At 66.5% G+C, this 16,916-nt stretch carries 13 protein-coding genes; 5 read left to right on the forward strand and 8 right to left on the reverse strand.

What is annotated here, in order from left to right; translation table 11 throughout:
- The first annotated feature begins 153 nt into the window (after window positions 1-153).
- Both cysK and ACZK45_RS17320 read left to right on the forward strand, forming a co-directional pair.
- Window positions 154-1,113: a cysteine synthase A gene (gene cysK / locus ACZK45_RS17315; RefSeq protein ID WP_014038293.1), complete on the forward strand. Its 960-nt coding sequence runs from the start codon at window positions 154-156 to the stop codon at window positions 1,111-1,113.
- A 275-nt stretch (window positions 1,114-1,388) separates the two neighbouring features.
- Window positions 1,389-1,988 carry an O-acetyl-ADP-ribose deacetylase gene (locus ACZK45_RS17320; RefSeq protein WP_032127873.1) on the forward strand — a complete coding sequence of 200 codons (600 nt, stop codon included), beginning with the start codon at window positions 1,389-1,391 and terminating at the stop codon, window positions 1,986-1,988.
- Between the two features lie 91 nt (window positions 1,989-2,079).
- Here ACZK45_RS17320 and ACZK45_RS17325 read toward each other — a convergent pair whose 3' ends face one another.
- The 8 genes from ACZK45_RS17325 to gap all read right to left on the reverse strand — a co-directional run bounded on the left by ACZK45_RS17325 (window position 2,080) and on the right by gap (window position 13,848).
- Complete coding sequence (locus ACZK45_RS17325; RefSeq protein ID WP_154264281.1) at window positions 2,080-3,228, reverse strand: ABC transporter substrate-binding protein; 1,149 nt, start codon at window positions 3,226-3,228, stop codon at window positions 2,080-2,082.
- Window positions 3,229-3,357: 129 nt separating this feature from the next.
- On the reverse strand, window positions 3,358-4,362 hold the full coding sequence (locus ACZK45_RS17330) for a class I fructose-bisphosphate aldolase (RefSeq protein WP_010481439.1): 1,005 nt from the start codon (window positions 4,360-4,362) through the stop codon (window positions 3,358-3,360).
- A 196-nt stretch (window positions 4,363-4,558) separates the two neighbouring features.
- Window positions 4,559-6,025: a pyruvate kinase gene (gene pyk / locus ACZK45_RS17335; RefSeq protein WP_125892698.1), complete on the reverse strand. Its 1,467-nt coding sequence runs from the start codon at window positions 6,023-6,025 to the stop codon at window positions 4,559-4,561.
- Between the two features lie 180 nt (window positions 6,026-6,205).
- Window positions 6,206-6,859, reverse strand: a complete 654-nt coding sequence (locus ACZK45_RS17340; protein ID WP_253144758.1) for an HAD-IA family hydrolase — start codon at window positions 6,857-6,859, stop codon at window positions 6,206-6,208.
- Entirely contained in the window at window positions 6,856-8,031 is a 1,176-nt protein-coding gene (locus ACZK45_RS17345) for a phosphoglycerate kinase (RefSeq protein WP_032127869.1), read from the reverse strand. The genes ACZK45_RS17340 and ACZK45_RS17345 overlap by 4 nt, the downstream gene beginning before the upstream one ends.
- A 638-nt stretch (window positions 8,032-8,669) precedes the next feature.
- On the reverse strand, window positions 8,670-10,046 hold the full coding sequence (locus tag ACZK45_RS17350; RefSeq protein WP_049422663.1) for a DUF3999 domain-containing protein: 1,377 nt from the start codon (window positions 10,044-10,046) through the stop codon (window positions 8,670-8,672).
- Window positions 10,043-12,718, reverse strand: coding sequence for a DUF2339 domain-containing protein (locus tag ACZK45_RS17355; protein ID WP_478444995.1), 2,676 nt, complete (start codon window positions 12,716-12,718; stop codon window positions 10,043-10,045). Before ACZK45_RS17355 ends, ACZK45_RS17350 begins: the two co-directional genes overlap by 4 nt.
- 125 nt (window positions 12,719-12,843) lie before the next feature.
- Window positions 12,844-13,848 (reverse strand): type I glyceraldehyde-3-phosphate dehydrogenase, encoded by a 1,005-nt coding sequence (gene gap / locus ACZK45_RS17360; protein ID WP_032127866.1) that lies wholly within the window; start codon window positions 13,846-13,848, stop codon window positions 12,844-12,846.
- Window positions 13,849-14,041: 193 nt separating this feature from the next.
- Between gap and ACZK45_RS17365 the strand changes: the two genes are divergently transcribed.
- From ACZK45_RS17365 to ACZK45_RS17375, 3 genes are all read left to right on the forward strand, one after another.
- The gene (locus tag ACZK45_RS17365; protein WP_125894137.1) at window positions 14,042-14,671 is read left to right on the forward strand and encodes an OmpW/AlkL family protein; all 630 of its coding nucleotides are present in this window, start codon (window positions 14,042-14,044) and stop codon (window positions 14,669-14,671) included.
- A gap of 565 nt (window positions 14,672-15,236) precedes the next feature.
- On the forward strand, window positions 15,237-16,055 hold the full coding sequence (locus ACZK45_RS17370) for a S1/P1 nuclease (protein WP_180838622.1): 819 nt from the start codon (window positions 15,237-15,239) through the stop codon (window positions 16,053-16,055).
- An 11-nt stretch (window positions 16,056-16,066) separates the two neighbouring features.
- The gene (locus ACZK45_RS17375) at window positions 16,067-16,867 is read left to right on the forward strand and encodes an MBL fold metallo-hydrolase (protein ID WP_071229432.1); all 801 of its coding nucleotides are present in this window, start codon (window positions 16,067-16,069) and stop codon (window positions 16,865-16,867) included.
- The last annotated feature ends 49 nt before the right edge of the window (window positions 16,868-16,916 follow it).

Raw genomic sequence — 16,916 nt, forward strand, 5'->3', positions numbered from 1 at the left:
GCTTATAACCAAAGGTTGTTTAAGAAAGGTATCTGGTCATTTCCGGGCGTCATATGCCGGCGCTACGGTCAGCCGGCAGCCGCTGGCCTGAACAGCCAGCCCTCCCCCTTCGCCCGCCGAAGCCCGGCGCGGCCCCGTTTCCGGAGCGCTTCCATGGCCCTGTACGACTCCATCCTCGATACCGTCGGCAACACCCCCATCGTCAGGCTGCAGCGCCTGGCGCCCCCGCAGGTCAGCGTCTACGCCAAGGTCGAGTCGTTCAACCCGGGCGGTTCGGTGAAGGACCGTCTGGCGCTGGCGATCATCCTCGACGCCGAGGCACGCGGCCTGCTCAAGCCGGGCGACACCATTGTCGAAGCCACTTCAGGCAACACTGGCGTGGCACTGGCGATGGTCGCCGCCGCGCGTGGCTACAAGTTCGTGGCCACCATGGTCGAGACCTTCTCGGTGGAGCGCCGCAAGCTGATGCGCGCCTATGGTGCCAAGGTGATCCTGACCCCGGCCGCCGAGCGCGGCAGCGGCATGGTGCGCAAGGCGGCCGAACTGGCCGAGCAGCACGGCTGGTTCCTGGCCAGCCAGTTCGCCAACCCGGCCAACCCGGCCTATCACCGCAACACCACCGCTGCCGAGATCCTGCGCGACTTCGCCGGCAAGCGGCTGGACTACTTCGTCAGTGGCTGGGGCACGGGTGGCACGCTTACCGGCGTGGGCGAAGTGCTGAAGGTCGCGCGCCCGCAGACCCGCATCATCGCCACCGAACCGGCCGGCGCCGCGCTGCTGAAGGGCGATGACTGGAAGCCGCACAAGATCCAGGGCTGGACCCCGGACTTCGTGCCGGACGTGCTCAACCGCGATGTGGTGGACGAACTGGTCTCGGTCGAAGATGACCGCGCGATCGCCACCGCGCGTCGCTTGGCTGCGGAGGAAGGCATCTTCGTCGGCATCTCCGCCGGCGCCACCGTGGCCAGCGCGCTGGACGTGGCCGCCCGCGCTGAACCGGGCTCGGTGATCCTGGCAATGCTGCCCGATACCGGCGAGCGCTATTTCTCCACACCGCTGTTCGCCGATGTGAATGAGGGTTCCGACGACGACTGGCTGGCCGGCCTGCCGTGATGCATCGGGTCGGATCCCTTTCCTGCAGGGAAAGGGCTCTGACCCGGTTTGCCAGAACCATGGATCGCAGGGGTCAGAGCCTTTTCCGTGCGGAAAAAAGCTCTGAGCCCTTTCTGCTTCAGCCTGCGTGAAGGCGTCGCCCGCCATCGTGCGTGAAGGCCGTCGGATCGCAGCGCGTGAGACGGTCATGACGCAGTATCGATGCCCTGTCCCCTACCGTGGGAACAGCCGGCGCAGATGCTGCGCGGAACACCTCACAGGCAGGAGACGGACGCATGAAGATCGAAGTTTGGCAGGGCGATATCACGACCCTGGCGGTGGATGCGATCGTCAACGCGGCCAATGAAACACTGCTCGGCGGCGGCGGCGTCGACGGCGCGATCCATCGCGCGGCCGGGCCGGCATTGCTGGCCGAGTGCGAGCAGTTGCCGGAACTGCGTCCGGGCGTGCGTTGCCCGACCGGTGAAGTGCGCGCCACCGACGCTTACGCATTGCCTGCGCGGCATGTACTGCACACGGTGGGCCCGGTCTGGCACGACGGCCAGCGCGACGAACCGGCATTGCTGGCCAACTGCTACTGGAAATCGCTGCAGTTGGCCGAGTCGCTGGGCGTGAAGTCGATCGCCTTCCCGGCGATCAGCTGCGGTGTGTATGGCTATCCGCTATACCAGGCCGCGCAGATCGCAGTGACGGAAACACTGGCGTGGCAGCGCAGCCATGCACAGCCGATGCGCATCGTGCTGGTGGCGTTCAATACTGCTACGGCGAAGGCCTACCAGCAGGCATTGAGCGCCGCGGGACAAAGCACGGACAACGAACCGCGCGGATCGATGCTGCCGCCTCTGGGCGATGCGGGCTTCGCCGCTGCGCACTGAACCGCAGCGCTTCCGGTAAAAGGAAAGGCCGGGCATTGCCCGGCCTTTCCCGTTGCGGCCTTGAGGTGATCCACGCTACGTGTGGATCACCTCAACGGCTGGCTGCTTCCACCGCAGCAGCGGCGTCATCGGCCACGGCAGCAGCTGCATCGGCAGCGGCGCGTGCGGCCGAGGCGGCAGCACCGTCGGCGCTGGCACCTTCGACCTGCACGCGCACTTCCACCAGGCCCGCACCGTTGTTCAGGCTGGACACGTCGACGGTGTAGTGACCGGCCGGCAGCGTCTCTTCCAGGCGTGCATTGGTGCCATTGCCACCGTCGTCGTCGGTCAGCTCGACGTCGCCGCCAACCACGCGCAGCACGGTATCGACCTGGCTGGAAATCGCGTCCAGGCGCACATCGGCCGGACGATCCAGGGTCAGCAGGAAGCGGCGGCGGCCTTCGTTGTCCAGCATGGTGTACGCGCTGCCCGACTTCGGCAGTGCCGTGCCATCGCGATCCACCAGGTTGCCTGGCAGTTCAATGCGGGTGGCCGACAGGGTGAACATGCCATTGACGCCGTCGCCGAGGCCGCGTGCAGTCAGGGTGTACTTGCCCGGCTTCAGCGAGAGGTTCAGGCGCGAGTTGGTGCTGTCGCCGCCGTCATCGTTCTCGGCATCCACGCCCTGGCCGGACAGCTTCAGCACCGGATCGAAGACATCCGAGACCAGGCGGATCTCGTACAGGCCTGCCTTCTCCACCTGCAGGGTGTAGTCCTGCGAGTTGCTGGCCAGCATGTCGACGATCTCACCACTGCCCACCAGCGGCTTGCCGTCGTACGGCTTCAGCTTCTCGGCGCGCAGGCGGTACGGGCCAAAGGCGCTGGGACCGTTGGCGTTGACCGCCACCTGGTAGGTGCCGCCACCGTTGGCACGGAAGGCCAGCGAGACATCGCCTTCGCGTTCGTAACCGGTATTGCTGGTGGACACCAGGCTGCCGTTGTTGAACACGGCGATCGAACCGGTCAGTGCGCCGGTGAGCTTCAGGCCGACCAGTTCCCTGTCTTCCAGCTTGATCTGGTACAGCTGGTGATGGCTGCCGTCGTTGAAGTTGATGCCGCTGCGCGAGGTGATCTCGCCGGACACCGGCTTGTCGAAATCGAGCGACGCGGCCTTGCCTGCGTCACCACCGCCACCGATGCGGTTGCAACCGCCAGCGATCAGGACCGTGGCGACGGCCAGTGTGATTACTGCCAAACGCATGTTTTTTCTCCTTGGCCTTCCATGTATGTCCCGCACACCGGCCCGGTGCGTGGGGGCGGAAAAGATACCCGCAAAAGCAAACGCCGGCGTGATGCCGGCGTTGCCCTGTTCATCCTGCGATGGGACGGATCAACCGTTCCACTTGCCCAGCGCGGCCAGGCCGTTGTCCTTGGCGCGCTCGTACACGGTCTTCTGGGCGGCAGCGTAGTTGCCCTTCATGTCCTTGGCCCACAGCTTCAGCGCGGCCTGCTGCATGGCGCGGCCGTAGGAGAAGCTCAGCGGCCACGGCAGGTTGCCCAGCTGGTTCATCGCGTTCAGATGCTCGGTGGACTGCTCGTCGCTCTGGCCACCGGACAGGAACACCACGCCCGGCAGGATGGCCGGCACGGTGCTCTTCAGGCACATCACGGTCGACTCGGCCACTTCCTCGACGTCGGCCTGCTCATCGCAGCCCTTGCCGGAGATGACCATCGAGGCCTTCAGGATGGTGCCTTCCAGCAGCACGTTCTGCTGGTACAGGGCATCGAACAGCGAACGCAGGGTGGCTTCGGTGACTTCGTAGCAGGTCTCGATGTCGTGGTCGCCGTCCATGATCACTTCCGGCTCGACCATCGGCACCAGGCCGCATTCCTGGCACAGGGCGGCATAGCGGGCCAGCGCGTGGGCGTTGGACTCGATGCAGGTGCCCGACGGAATGCTTTCGCCGATGTTGATCACCGCACGCCACTTGGCGAAGCGCGCACCCAGCTTGTAGTACTCCTGCAGGCGCTCGCGCAGGCCGTCCAGGCCTTCGGTCACCAGCTCGCCCGGGCAGCCGGCCAGCGGGTGCGCACCCTTGTCCACCTTGATGCCCGGAATCATGCCGTGGTCGGCCATGTACTTGGCGAACGGCACGCCGTCCTTGGTCGACTGACGGATGGTTTCGTCAAACAGGATGGCGCCGGAAATGTGCTCGTTGAGCTTCGGCGTGGTCAGCAGCAGTTCGCGGTAGGCACGACGGTTCTCCTCGGTGTTCTCGATACCGACGCCAGCGAAACGCTTGGCGATGGTAGCGGTGGATTCGTCGATCGCGATGATGCCCTTGCCCGGGGCAACCATGGCCTGGGCGGTTTCAGCCAGCTGTTCGATGCTCATGTACTTCCTGTGGCGGGTGCGGGAAAAACGTAAGTATAGCCCCGCCGCCCGTTGCACCGACGTGCAGGGCAGTCTGGAAACGATTCCAATGTCCGCACCGGACAGGCGATGTCCTGTTGCGCCGGGTCACGACCCCTTCGGGGATCTGACCCCGGGTCGGACCCGCGCAGCGGCTCCGACCCGGGGCCGCCTGGGTTTACAGATCGCCCAGGCCGCTGGCGCGGCCGTCTTCGCCCACTTCCAGCAGGCGCAGGGTGTTGGTCGCGCCCAGGGTTTCCATGTGCTCACCGCTGGTGAACACGACGCGGTCACCGGCCTGCAGCAGTTCGGCTTCCACCAGCAGGCGGATGCTGCCGCGTGCGGCTTCACGCGGGGTCAGGCCACGGCTGTCGAAGTTGATCGGGTAGACATCGCGCATCAGCGCCATCTGGCGGCGTGCACCGTCGTGGCGGGTGACCGCGAACACCGGCGCCTTGGCGCGGAAACGCGACAGGTAGCGGGCGGTGCCACCGGATTCGGTCATCGCCACGATCGCGCGCACGCCCACGTGCTGCGACAGGAACATGGTGGCCATGGCAATGGCCTGGTCGGCACGTTCCAGGTTGCGCGGCGAAGCGTTGAAGTCGGTCTCGGTCTGGAACTGGCGCTCTGCACCCAGGCAGATGCGCGCCATCGCTTCCACGGCCTTGACCGGGTAGGCACCGGCAGCAGTTTCGGCCGACAGCATGACCGCATCGGTGCCGTCGATGACCGAGTTGGCCACGTCCAGCACTTCGGCGCGGGTCGGAATCGGGCTTTCGACCATCGACTGCAGCATCTGCGTAGCGGTGATGACCACCTTGTTCTGCGCCAGCGAGGCCTTGATGATCTTCTTCTGCAGGCCCGGCAGTTCGGCATCGCCGATTTCCACGCCAAGGTCGCCACGGGCCACCATCACCACGTCGCTGGCCTCGACGATCTCTTCCAGGTTCTCGATCGCCTCGGTGCGCTCGATCTTCGACACCAGCGCGGCATCGCAGCCGTGCGAGCGGGCGATCTCACGCGCGTCGTTCATGTCCTGCGCATTGCGGCAGAACGACACGGCGATGAAGTCGACACCGATCTTGGCGACGATGCCGATCAGTTCCTTGTCGCGCTCGGTCAGCGCGCCCAGCGACAGGCCACCGCCCTGCTTGTTCAGGCCCTTGCGGTCGGACAGCACACCGTCGTTCAGTACGGTGTTGATGATGCGTTCGCCCTGCACTTCCACCACCTGCAGCTGCATCAGGCCGTCGTCGAGCAGCAGCACATCGCCCGGACCCACGTCCTGCGGCAGGCCGAGGTAGCTCACGCCCACCTGGGTGGCGTCACCCGGGCCGGCGCTGGTGCTTGCGATCAGGTCGAAGCGGTTGCCCGCCTTCAGCTGTACCTTGCCTTCGGCGAAGCGCTCGATACGGATCTTCGGGCCCGGCAGGTCGGCCAGGATGCCGACTTCCACGCCCACGCGGGCCGCGGCAGCGCGCACTTCGGCAGCACGCTTGGCCTGGCCGGAGGGATCGCCATGGCTGAAGTTCAGGCGCACCACGTTGACGCCGGCGCGGAACAGATCCTCCAGCACGCCCGGCGGATCAGTGGCCGGACCGAGGGTGGCAAGGATCTTGGTGCGACGCTGACGCTCGAACATGGTGAATGGGCCTCTCCCGATAAAGAATGGAAATTAGCACATCCTTCACGCCGCATGTATACGGTTACAGCCTTGTGCCGCCTGACTTCGCGGGTCATGGAACGGACATCGGCCGGACATACGCTGGCGCAGGGTGGTGGTGGCGCCGGGCATGGCCCGGCGTTACCGATCAACGGCGCATCACGCCAGCAGCGTTTCCAGCTGCGCCGGCTCACGGGCCAGCTGCCCGGCACCGGCTTCGGTGAGTTCGGCCTCACCGCCAAAGCCCCACAACACACCGACGCTGCGCAGGCCATGGTGACGCGCGCCTTCAATGTCCATGCGGCGGTCGCCGATCATCCAGCAGTGCGCCGGCTGCACCTGCAACCGGCGCAGCGCTTCGCCGACCAGTTCCGGCTTGTGGCTGCGCGAGCCATCCAAGGTTGAACCGACGATCTCCTCGAACAGCCCGCCGAACGGAAGGTGGGCAAGGATGCGGCGCGCGTGCGGTTCGTTCTTGGCAGTGACCACCGCCAGGCGATGGCCACGACCATGCAGCGTGCGAAGGGTGTCTTCCACCTGCGGGTACACCGTGTGCTCGCGCCAGCCCTCGGCGTCGAAGCGCTCACGGTAGTAGCCCACCGCCTGTTCCACCCGCGCCGGTTCACCGAACAGCGGCGCGAAGGTGGTGCGCAGCGACGGACCGATCCAGCCCAGCAGGGTCTCCTGCGGTGGCACCGGATGGTCCATCTTCTGCAGCGCATAGGCGATGCAGGCGGTGATACCCACCTGCGAATCGATCAGCGTACCGTCCAGGTCGAAGAACAGGACATCCTTGCTGCGATCGGCACTCATGCGCCGCGCGCGTCGAGTGCGGCCACCGCCGGCAGGGTCTTGCCTTCCAGGAATTCCAGGAACGCACCGCCACCGGTGGAGATGTAGCTGACCTGCTGGGCGATATCGAACTTGTCGACCGCGGCCAGGGTGTCGCCGCCACCGGCGATGGAGAACGCCGGCGAACTGGCGATGGCACGGGCCAGCGCTTCGGTGCCCTTGCTGAAGGCCTCGAATTCGAACACACCGACCGGACCGTTCCAGACCACGGTACCGGCCTTCCCGATCAGCTGCGCGTACTGCGCCGCGGTCTGCGGGCCGATGTCCAGGATCAGGTCGTCTTCGGCAACGGCGTCGACCGCCTTCACTTCGGCAACCGCGTCCGGCATGAACTGCTTGGCGGTGACCACGTCCACCGGCAGCGGGATATCGGCGCCACGCGCCTTGGCATCGGCCACGATCTTCTTCGCGGTGTCCAGCAGGTCCGGCTCGTACAGCGACTTGCCGACGTTGTAGCCGGCGGCAGCGATGAAGGTATTGGCGATGCCACCACCGACGATCAGCTGATCGACCTTGCCGACCAGGTTGGCCAGCAGTTCCAGCTTGGTGCTGACCTTGCTGCCGGCGACGATGGCCAGCAGCGGCTTGGCCGGTGCATCCAGCGCCTGCGCCAGCGCGTCCAGCTCGGCCATCAGCAGCGGGCCACCGGCAGCGACCGGGGCGAAGCGGATGACGCCATGGGTCGAGGCCTGCGCACGGTGCGCGGTGCCGAAGGCATCCATCACGAACACATCGCACAGGGCGGCGTACTTCTTCGACAGGGCTTCATCGTCCTTGCCCTCGCCGACGTTCATGCGGCAGTTTTCCAGCAGCACCAGCTGGCCCGGCTGCACGTCGACACCGTCGACCCAGTCGCGCACCAGCGGAACCTCGCGACCGAGCAGCTCGGACAGGCGCTGGGCCACCGGCGCCAGCGAATCGGCTTCGCTCCACACACCTTCCTTCGGGCGCCCCAGGTGTGAGGTGACCATCACCGCCGCGCCCTGCTCCAGCGCGCGCTTGAGCGTCGGCAGCGAAGCGGTGATGCGCTGTTCGGAGGTGATGCGGCCATTCTCGATCGGCACGTTCAGATCCTGGCGGATCAGCACGCGCTTGCCGGAGAGGTCGAGGTCGGTCATGCGGACGATGGACATGGGCAACTCTTTGGCTCAGGGACGGGATGCCGGGCTACGGCAGACGGCCATTGTATCGGGTGCGGGTGGTGGGAGGGCCGATGCCTGCGGCAGGCAGAGGCGCACAGCAACTGCAACAGCTACGGCAACGGCCAAAGCGCTGGCGCTTCGTGATGCTGGGGCTGGGCCGGGGTAGTGTGGGCTGGCAGGGGACGCCGTGAATCCGTCCCTGGAGGCTTGGCCGCGCCATCCATGGCGCGGATACCCCTGCCAGCCCACACTACCCCGGCCTCGAAAGGTTCATGAGGCGGAGCGGATGGCAAAGGCACAAGCAGTGTGTGGTGTCGGATGAAGAACGAAGAGGTCAGATCCGTTTTCCTGCGGAAAACGGATCTGACCCCGATGGCCGTCGAGCGAAGCGATCCGCTTCCGCTCTTGCTCTTCTTCTTTCTCTTCCGTGGGTGGACGCACACGGAAACTGTCAGAGGCCGGGCGGGGTGGGTTCGCGGGGGTGTCAGCCGCATGGATGCGGCTGCCAAGCCTACAAGGACGTACTTGCGGCGTCCCCCGCGAACCCACCCCGCCCGGCCAAGCGCGGCTTCTGCTTTTGCTTTGCACGACAAACCCCACCCACGAGGGGCTGCGCCGTTCGCCGGAACCTACGCCGAAGGCGCCGGCTTCTGCCGAAGCAGGCTGACCGCCAGGCCGCCAACAACCAACACACCCAGCCCCAGCAACGCCCACAGCAGCCACGACTTCCAGTCGTGCTGCGGCTTCAGTGCCGACTCACCGGCCAGCGGCTCCGGGCTGCCCTCCAGGCGCGCCAGCGTCGGCTGCCACGACGGATCATTGCGCTGCCGCAGCTCCTCGATCAGCACACCGATCGGCGCCTCCATCCGGCGCGCAGTCGAGCTGCCCACCGCCAGCGCATACGGCGCCGCGCCCTGGCTCAGGAACACCAACACTTCCGGCTGATAACCCAGACGCAGGGTTGGAGCCGTCGCCGTTTCAGCCGGATTCGCTACCAGCTTCCAGTAACGATCCCGATGCACACCGCCCAGCGGCTGCGCAGCCGATTGCTGACGCTGGCCCTGCGCGCCCTGCTGCAGCTGATAGGCAATCCACGGTGCACTACGGCGCTGCCATTCCGCGCTCTCGTCATCGCGACTGAACAATGTCCACTGCACCAGGCTGTTGTCGGTGCTGGCCACGTCAGCACGCGCCGCCGGGAAGCGGCCATCCATCTCGAAGGTGTATTCGCCCTTGCGCTTCGAGGTCGGTTCCAGCGACAGCCACTCCCACGGCAGTGTGGCCGGTGCCGGCGGCAACTCGGCCAGTACGCTGCGCAACGTTGGCAGACGGGCATCGCCCTGCGCCAGCACACGCAGATAGCGCGCTTCACCATCCACCTGCAGACGGCGCTGCAGCAGGCGCTTGCCGGCGCGCTGCAGATCCACCAGCGGAATGTCGCGGCCAATCGCACGCCAGTGCTGCAGGTCGTCGCTGACGTCCAGCTGCACCTGTGCCTGCAACGGTTGGCCACTGTCCGCCCAATCCAGCACCAGTGCCGCCAATGGTTGCTGGCCGAGCACGCTGGCATCGATCAGCCAACCGCCCTGCCCGTTCGCTACCGCACCACCACCCACACGCGCCTCGACCCGGCGTACGCGACCATCGGTATCGCGCTCGGTCAGCAACTGCAGGTCGTTGCGCTGCGCTTCGGCCAGCGGCGGCAACGCGAACCACGGCAGCTCACGCTGCACCGGCGGCTGTGCCAGCGGCTGGTCCGGCGCCAGCAAGGCCGACGGCAACGATTGGCCGGCGGCATTGAACACCTGCACATCGCCCAGGTCCGCACTACCGGCGCGACGGTAGATCGCCGGTTCCAGCACGACACGGTAGGCACCCGATTGTGCGCTGGACAACGTCAGCGGCCACTGCTCGGCGTACTGGGTACGGTAATCGGCGGCCTGTGCGGTGACGGCGGCCAGCATGCCGAACATCGCCGGCAGCAGCGCCCTGCTCCACGTCTTCATTGTTTTTCCTCCACGGTCGGCGCCGCGCTCGGCGGTGCCGGTGCCAGATAACCCACGACCGTGCACAGCAGGCCGTAGGCGATGAACGATGCGATGCCCAGCAGGTTGCCCAGGTGCTGGCGATCGACGATGACCAGCTTGGCCAGCACCACGCCCATCAGCACGGCACCGACCATCCACAACACGCGCTGGCCGCGGCGCGAGCCCCACACCCAGGCAATCACGCCGAGCACGCTCCACAGCACGGTCAGGCTGGTCTGCGCCAGGCTGAAGCGCATCATCGACGCGTTCCAGGACAGGCCGCCCCACTGATGCACGCCATGCAGCACAACGCTGGTCAACGCGACGAAGGTTGCCAGTGACAGCAGCGGCATGCGGATACCCAGCAGCGCCTGCGGCGCCTGATCGCTGTACAGCCAACGCGCCAGCAGCAGCAGGCTCAGCCACTGCCCGATCTCCGCCGGATTCAGCACCGGCAGCCACAGCAGCGGCGCAGCATCGCCCGGCAGCAGCTGGCCGGACAGCCAGCCGATCGACAACAGGCCGAACAGCACGCACTGCAGCGGCTGGCGCACGCGGTCGAACGCTGCACCCAGCGGCCAGCGCAGCGCATTCCAGCGCCACAGCGACAGCGCCGCCATCAGCAGCCACGGCAGGGTCACCAGCAGCGTCGTCCAGCCCTGTGCCAGATCGGCCTCGCCACCACCCCACAGAGCCAGCAGCGAAAGCAGCGACGGCCACAGCAGCCACCACAGGAACTGCGCGATGCGTGCCACGGTATTGCCGCCCTGGCGCAGGCACAGCAGCGTGCGCACGCCCAGCACCGCGAACACTGCCCAGGCCAGCGCGCCGTAGCCAGCGAACGGCTGATGGTGCGCGTCGCTCTGTATCAGCGCCAGTGGGAAGCCCAGCGCCAGCATCGCGAGTGCGGTCACCCCCAGCGCACGCGCCGGCTGGCGCCGCTGTACTTCGGCGGCCAGCCATGCGGTAACGGCAGCCAGCACCAGCAGTGCATCCACTTCGGTGCGGTACGGGAAGAAACGGGTGATCTCGTGCACCAGACCACCCAGCCACCACAGCAGGCCCCACAGGTAGTAGACCAGGGCAATCTCGTGGCGCTGCCTGCGCTGGTAGCTCCAGGCCGACGCGAAGCCGGCAACGGCCAGCAGCAATGCACCGATCGCGGTCGGGTTGAGCAGGAAGCGCAGGTCCTCATGCCAGTGATCGCCACCGGCCACGAAAGCGAACGCTGCGCCCATCTGCAACAACGCACCGGACACCTGCGGCAGCCAGCGTTTCTGGCGCAGGCCCAGCCAGGCCAGGCCTGCACCTTCCAGCGCGAACACCGCGCCGGTGGCACGCGCCGACAAGGCCAGCGGCACCGCCAGCGTGACGAAGCCCACCGCCAGCACCGCATGCGACTGCGCCAGCACGGTGTACGACGCGCGCGCAATCAGTGCCCGCGCCAGTACGGCGTAGATCGCCGCCAGGCCCAGTGCGCACAGCGCCAGCGTCATCGGCTGCTCGTGCAGCATGCCGGCCTGCAGCGAGAAGGCGACCAAGGGCGTACCGAACACCAGGCTGCCGTCGACCAGGTCACGCCGCCCGGCGGGCTGCCGGCGTGCGTACAGCAGCGGGATCAGCAGGTAGAAGGCGAAGAACAGCAGCAGGAACGGCTCGGTGCTGCTGAACTTGTCCGGCGCGTACTGCAGCACGCCCCAGAACGTACCGATGCCGAAGGTGAAGGCGAAGCCCAGCAGGTTCAGCGCGCGCCACGGCCGGAACCAGGCAATGGCGAAGATGCCGGCGTTGAGCACCGCGTAGTAGCTGAACAACCCCACGTGGTTGCCGCTGCCGGTGGACAGCCACAGCGGTGCCATGAAGCCTGCGAGGATGCCCAGCACCGCCAGCGTGCGCGAGTTCTGCACCACCGCCAGCACGCACAGCCCGGCCACCAGCGCGATCGAACTGGCGAAGGCAAACCCGGGGTTGAGCAACTCGAACCGCTTGAATGCGGCGAAGATGGTCAGCAGCAGCACGCCGATGGCACCGCCCTGCAGCGCCAGTGCGAACAAGCGCCGGCGCTCGCGCTGATGCCAACCGAACGCCAGCAGGCCCAGCGCACCCACGGTGACACCGGCCAGGCGCAGCTCGATCGGCAGCACCAGCCAGCCCTGGTCACTGACGTACTTCAACAGCGCGGCAACACCGGCCAGCAGCACCAGCATGCCGATCTTGACCGGCACGTTGCCCTCGGTGAACCAGCGCTTGACCGCTCCGATGCCGCGCTCGATGAAGTTCGGCAGCGTCGGTTCGGAAGGCAACGGCGGCTGCACTGGCACGGGTGGCACCGGCGGTGGCGTGACCGGACGCGGCGCCTCCACTGCCGCAGGCACCGGTTCGTGCACCGGCGGCGGCATTGGCTGGGGGGGAGGCGGCGCGGCAGCCGCCACCGGCCGCAGGAACGGCGGATCGGCGCCAGCCGCAGGCATGGGCGCAGCCCGTTCCGGCGCAGGCTCGGCTGCAGCCGGGCGGGCGGCCGGCGCGGCGGCCAAGGCACCTTCCAGCGCGGCCACTCGGCGGCGCAGGCCGGCAATCATCACCAGCGCCACCACCAGCAGCAGCGGGATGGCCAGCAGAACCAGTACCACCAGGGCTATCAATGCTTCCATTGCATGCTTCCATTGCAATCCCGCGCCCCAGCGGCAGCGGTCGACCGCCCCATGCTACGACAGGGCTGGCCCCATAAACGACGAACCCCGGCCAGGCCGGGGTCCGTGCGCGATCTTGGCCGGCCTTACTTGGCGGCGACGACCTTGGCCATTTCCAGGCACTTGTTCGAGTAGCCCCACTCGTTGTCGTACCAGGTGACCAGCTTGACGAAGGTGCCGTCCAGGGCGATGCCGGCTTCGGCGTCGAACACCGAGGTGCAGGTCTCGCCGCGGAAATCGGTGGCCACGACCTTGTCTTCGGTGTAGCCCAGGATGCCCTTCAGCGGGCCTTCGCTCTGTGCCTTCACTTCCGCGCAGATCTCGGCGTAGGTGGCTTCCTTTTCCAGCTCGACGGTCAGGTCGACCACCGACACGTCCGAGGTCGGGACACGGAAGCTCATGCCGGTCAGCTTCTTGTTCAGTTCCGGGATGACCACGCCGACGGCCTTGGCCGCACCGGTGGACGACGGAATGATGTTCTCCAGGATGCCGCGGCCACCACGCCAATCCTTGTTGGACGGGCCATCGACGGTCTTCTGGGTAGCGGTAGCCGCATGCACGGTGGTCATCAGGCCACGCTTGATGCCCCACTTGTCGTTGATGACCTTGGCCAGCGGGGCCAGGCAGTTGGTGGTGCACGACGCGTTGGAGACGATTGCCTGGCCGGCGTAGGTCTTGTCGTTCACGCCGTAGACGAACATCGGCGTGTCGTCCTTCGACGGGGCCGACATGATGACCTTCTTGGCGCCGGCATCGATGTGCTTCTGCGCGGTTTCCTTGGTCAGGAACAGGCCGGTGGATTCGATCACCACGTCCACGTCCACTTCGTTCCACTTCAGGTTGGCCGGGTCGCGTTCCTGGGTCAGGCGGATCTTCTTGCCGTTGACCAGCAGGTCGTTGCCCTGCACCGCCACGTCAGCCTTGAAACGGCCATGCACGGAGTCGTACTTGAGCATGTACGCCAGATAGTCCGGCTCCAGCAGATCGTTGATGGCCACGATTTCGATGTCGTCGCCGAAGTTCAGCACCGCCGAGCGCAGGACGTTACGCCCGATGCGACCGAAACCGTTGATACCAACCTTGATTGCCATGTTCTCAAGCTCCTGCGGCCGCGACGGGTGCGGCGGGATGGATAGGGCCCACAAGTCTAGCAAACCGGGGCTGGCCACCGCCGGGCAGCCCCGGCAGGCAGCAGGCCGGCGGACAGGATTTGATCCGGATCAAAGCGTTAGCGCGATGTGAGGCCGAGACTGGCTGCATCCACCCAGCAACGAGATCACCCCCATGCGCAAGACCTCCCCCCTGATCGTGGCCAGCCTGGCCGCCGCCCTGTCCCTCGCCGCCGCCCCGGCCATGGCCCAGTCCAAGGGCGACTGGACCCTCTCCGCCGGCGTGCACCAGGTGGCCCCGAAGTCGAACAACGGCTGGCTGGCCAACCACACCCTGAAGGTCGACGTCGACAACGACGTCAAGCCGACCATCACCGGTGAGTACTTCATCGCCGACAACCTGGGCATCGAAGTGCTGGCCGCGCTGCCGTTCAAGCACGACATCAACATCAACGGCCTGGGCCGCGTGGGCAGCACCAAGCAGCTGCCGCCGGTGGTGACCGTGCAGTACCACTTCAACAGCAAGGGCAAGGTGTCGCCGTTCATCGGTGCGGGCGTGAACTACACGACCTTCTTCAGCGAAGACACCACCGGTGCGCTGAAGGACAGCCGCCTGAAGCTGCAGGATTCGTGGGGCCTGGCCGCGCATGCGGGCGTGGACTTCGCGATCGGCGGGAAGGGCGCACTGCGCGTGGACATGCGCTGGATCGACATCGACAGCAAGGTGAAGTTGAACGGCGAGAAGATCGGCACGGTCAACATCGATCCGCTGGTCTACGGCGCTTCGTACGTCTTCAAGTTCTAAAGCGGTGTGTTGAGCGCGGGGGCTTCGCCCCCGCTCCCCCGCTACATGCAAAACCCTCGCAGCATGTTGCCCCGGTGATTGCCGGGGCTTTTTTATTTGCACGAAAAGCACCGGCATCTGGAATTGGGCGGAGAGGGTGGGGTGATCGGGACACGCCGTAAATACGTCCCTGTAGGCTCGATCGCCGCATCCATGCGGCGAACGGTCCCGATCACCCCACCCTCTCCACCCTTCCCATCTGCGCGCGCGTGCCAGCTCAAGCAAAGGCAAGAGCAGAAGCAGAACCTGAACATCCGAGGCGTAGTGGTTGCCTGTAATTGCAGGAGGCCGATTTTGATCCTGCATTTGTTTTTGATGTTGCCTTTGACGTTTGCATCCGCCTCCGCGGCCATGTTTGGAGGGGAGCGCAGCGGGAGGGGCGGCGGGACCGTTGGTGCCATGGATGGCGCCATCGAGCCCCCATGGATGGGTTTACGGCGTGTCCCGCCGCCCCTCCCGCTGCGCTCCCACTTCGGAACAGGAACGCGCCGCTCTTCAATCCACCTGCCCCCGCTAGAATGTGCGCATGAAAGCCCTGCACTCCTTCTTCCTCGCCGCCGCCCTGGCGCCGGCCCTGCTGTCCGTCTCCGCCCCCGCCCATGCCTGGGGCGCGCAAGGCCACCGCCTTGTCGCCGAAGTCGCTGACGCCCGCCTCAACCCCACCACCCGCGCCGAAGTGGACCGCCTGCTGGCCACCGAACCGGACGCCACGCTGGCCAGCATCGCGCCGTGGGCCGATCAGCTGCGTGCCAAGGATCCGGGCCTGGGCCGTCGCTCGGCCGGCTGGCACTACGTCAACATCGCCGAAGACAACTGCCACTACGAAGCACCGAAGCACTGCAAGAACGGCAACTGCATCGTCGAGGCCCTGAAGGCACAGAGCGCCATCCTCGGCGACCGAAGCCTGACCGACGGCGAGCGCCTGCAGGCGCTGAAGTTCGTCGTGCACCTGGTCGGCGACATCCATCAGCCGATGCATGCCGGTTACGCCCACGACAAGGGCGGCAACGACTTCCAGCTGCAGTTCGGCAACCGCGGTACCAACCTGCACTCGCTGTGGGACAGCGGCATGCTCAACACCCGCAAGCTGGACGACGCCGGCTATCTCCCGCTGCTGCAGAGCCAGCGCGCGCCGAAGCTGGCGCGCCAGTCCAACCCGCAGCGCGACCCGCAGACGTGGGCCGAAGCCAGCTGCCGCATCTCCATGCAAGCTGGCGTTTATCCGGCCTCGCGTAAAATCGGTGACGAATACACCGAGCGCTACCGGCCGCTGGCCGAAGCGCAGCTGCGACTGGCCGGTGAGAACCTGGCGCAGTTGCTGAACCGCGTGCTCGGCACGCGCTGAGGAGCGTTCCAATGTCAGTCCAGGTGCAGTCGTTCTTCCACCGTGACAGCAATACCTTCAGCTATCTGGTCAGTGATCCGGCCAGCGGCGAGGCAGCGCTGATCGACCCGGTCCTGGACTACGACCCGGATACCGATGCCAGCAGTGAAGCGCCGCTGCATGCCGCGTTGCAGGCCATCGAACAACAGGGCCTGCAGCTGCGCTGGCTGCTGGAAACCCATGCCCACGCCGACCATGTGTCAGCTGGGCGCCGCCTGAAGGAGCGCTTCCCGCAGGCCACGCTGGCCATCGGCGAAGGCATCCGCGCGGTGCAGGCCACCTTCGCACCGCGCTATGGGCTGCAGCTTCCGGCGGCCGATGACATCTTCGATCACCTGTTCAGCGATAGCGAAACCTTTGCTCTGGGCGAACTGCGCTGTCAGGTGATCGCCGTGCCCGGCCATACCAGCGACAGCATCGCCTACCTGATCGACGATGCGCTGTTCACCGGTGACTCGCTGTTCATGCCCGACGGCGGTACCGCCCGCTGCGACTTCCCGGGTGGCGATGCCGCGCAGTTGTACCGTTCAATCCAGCGCCTGCTGGCGCTGCCCGATGCGACGCGCGTGTTCGTCTGCCACGACTACGGTCCGGGTGGTCGTGCATTCGCCAACGAAACCACCATCGGCGAACAGCGCGCACACAACATCCACGTGCATGACGGCGTGGCCGAGGCGGAGTTCGTCAGCGTGCGCCAGGCACGCGATGCGACGCTGGAAGAACCCAAGCTGATGCAGCCCGCGGTGAAGGCCAACATCCAGGGCGGGGCCTGACCCACGCCGCTGCGCTCGCCGGGCATGGCCCGGCGCTGCCCCGGTCATC

It is taken from the genome of Stenotrophomonas sp. 63632_Sma, from assembly GCF_056482875.1.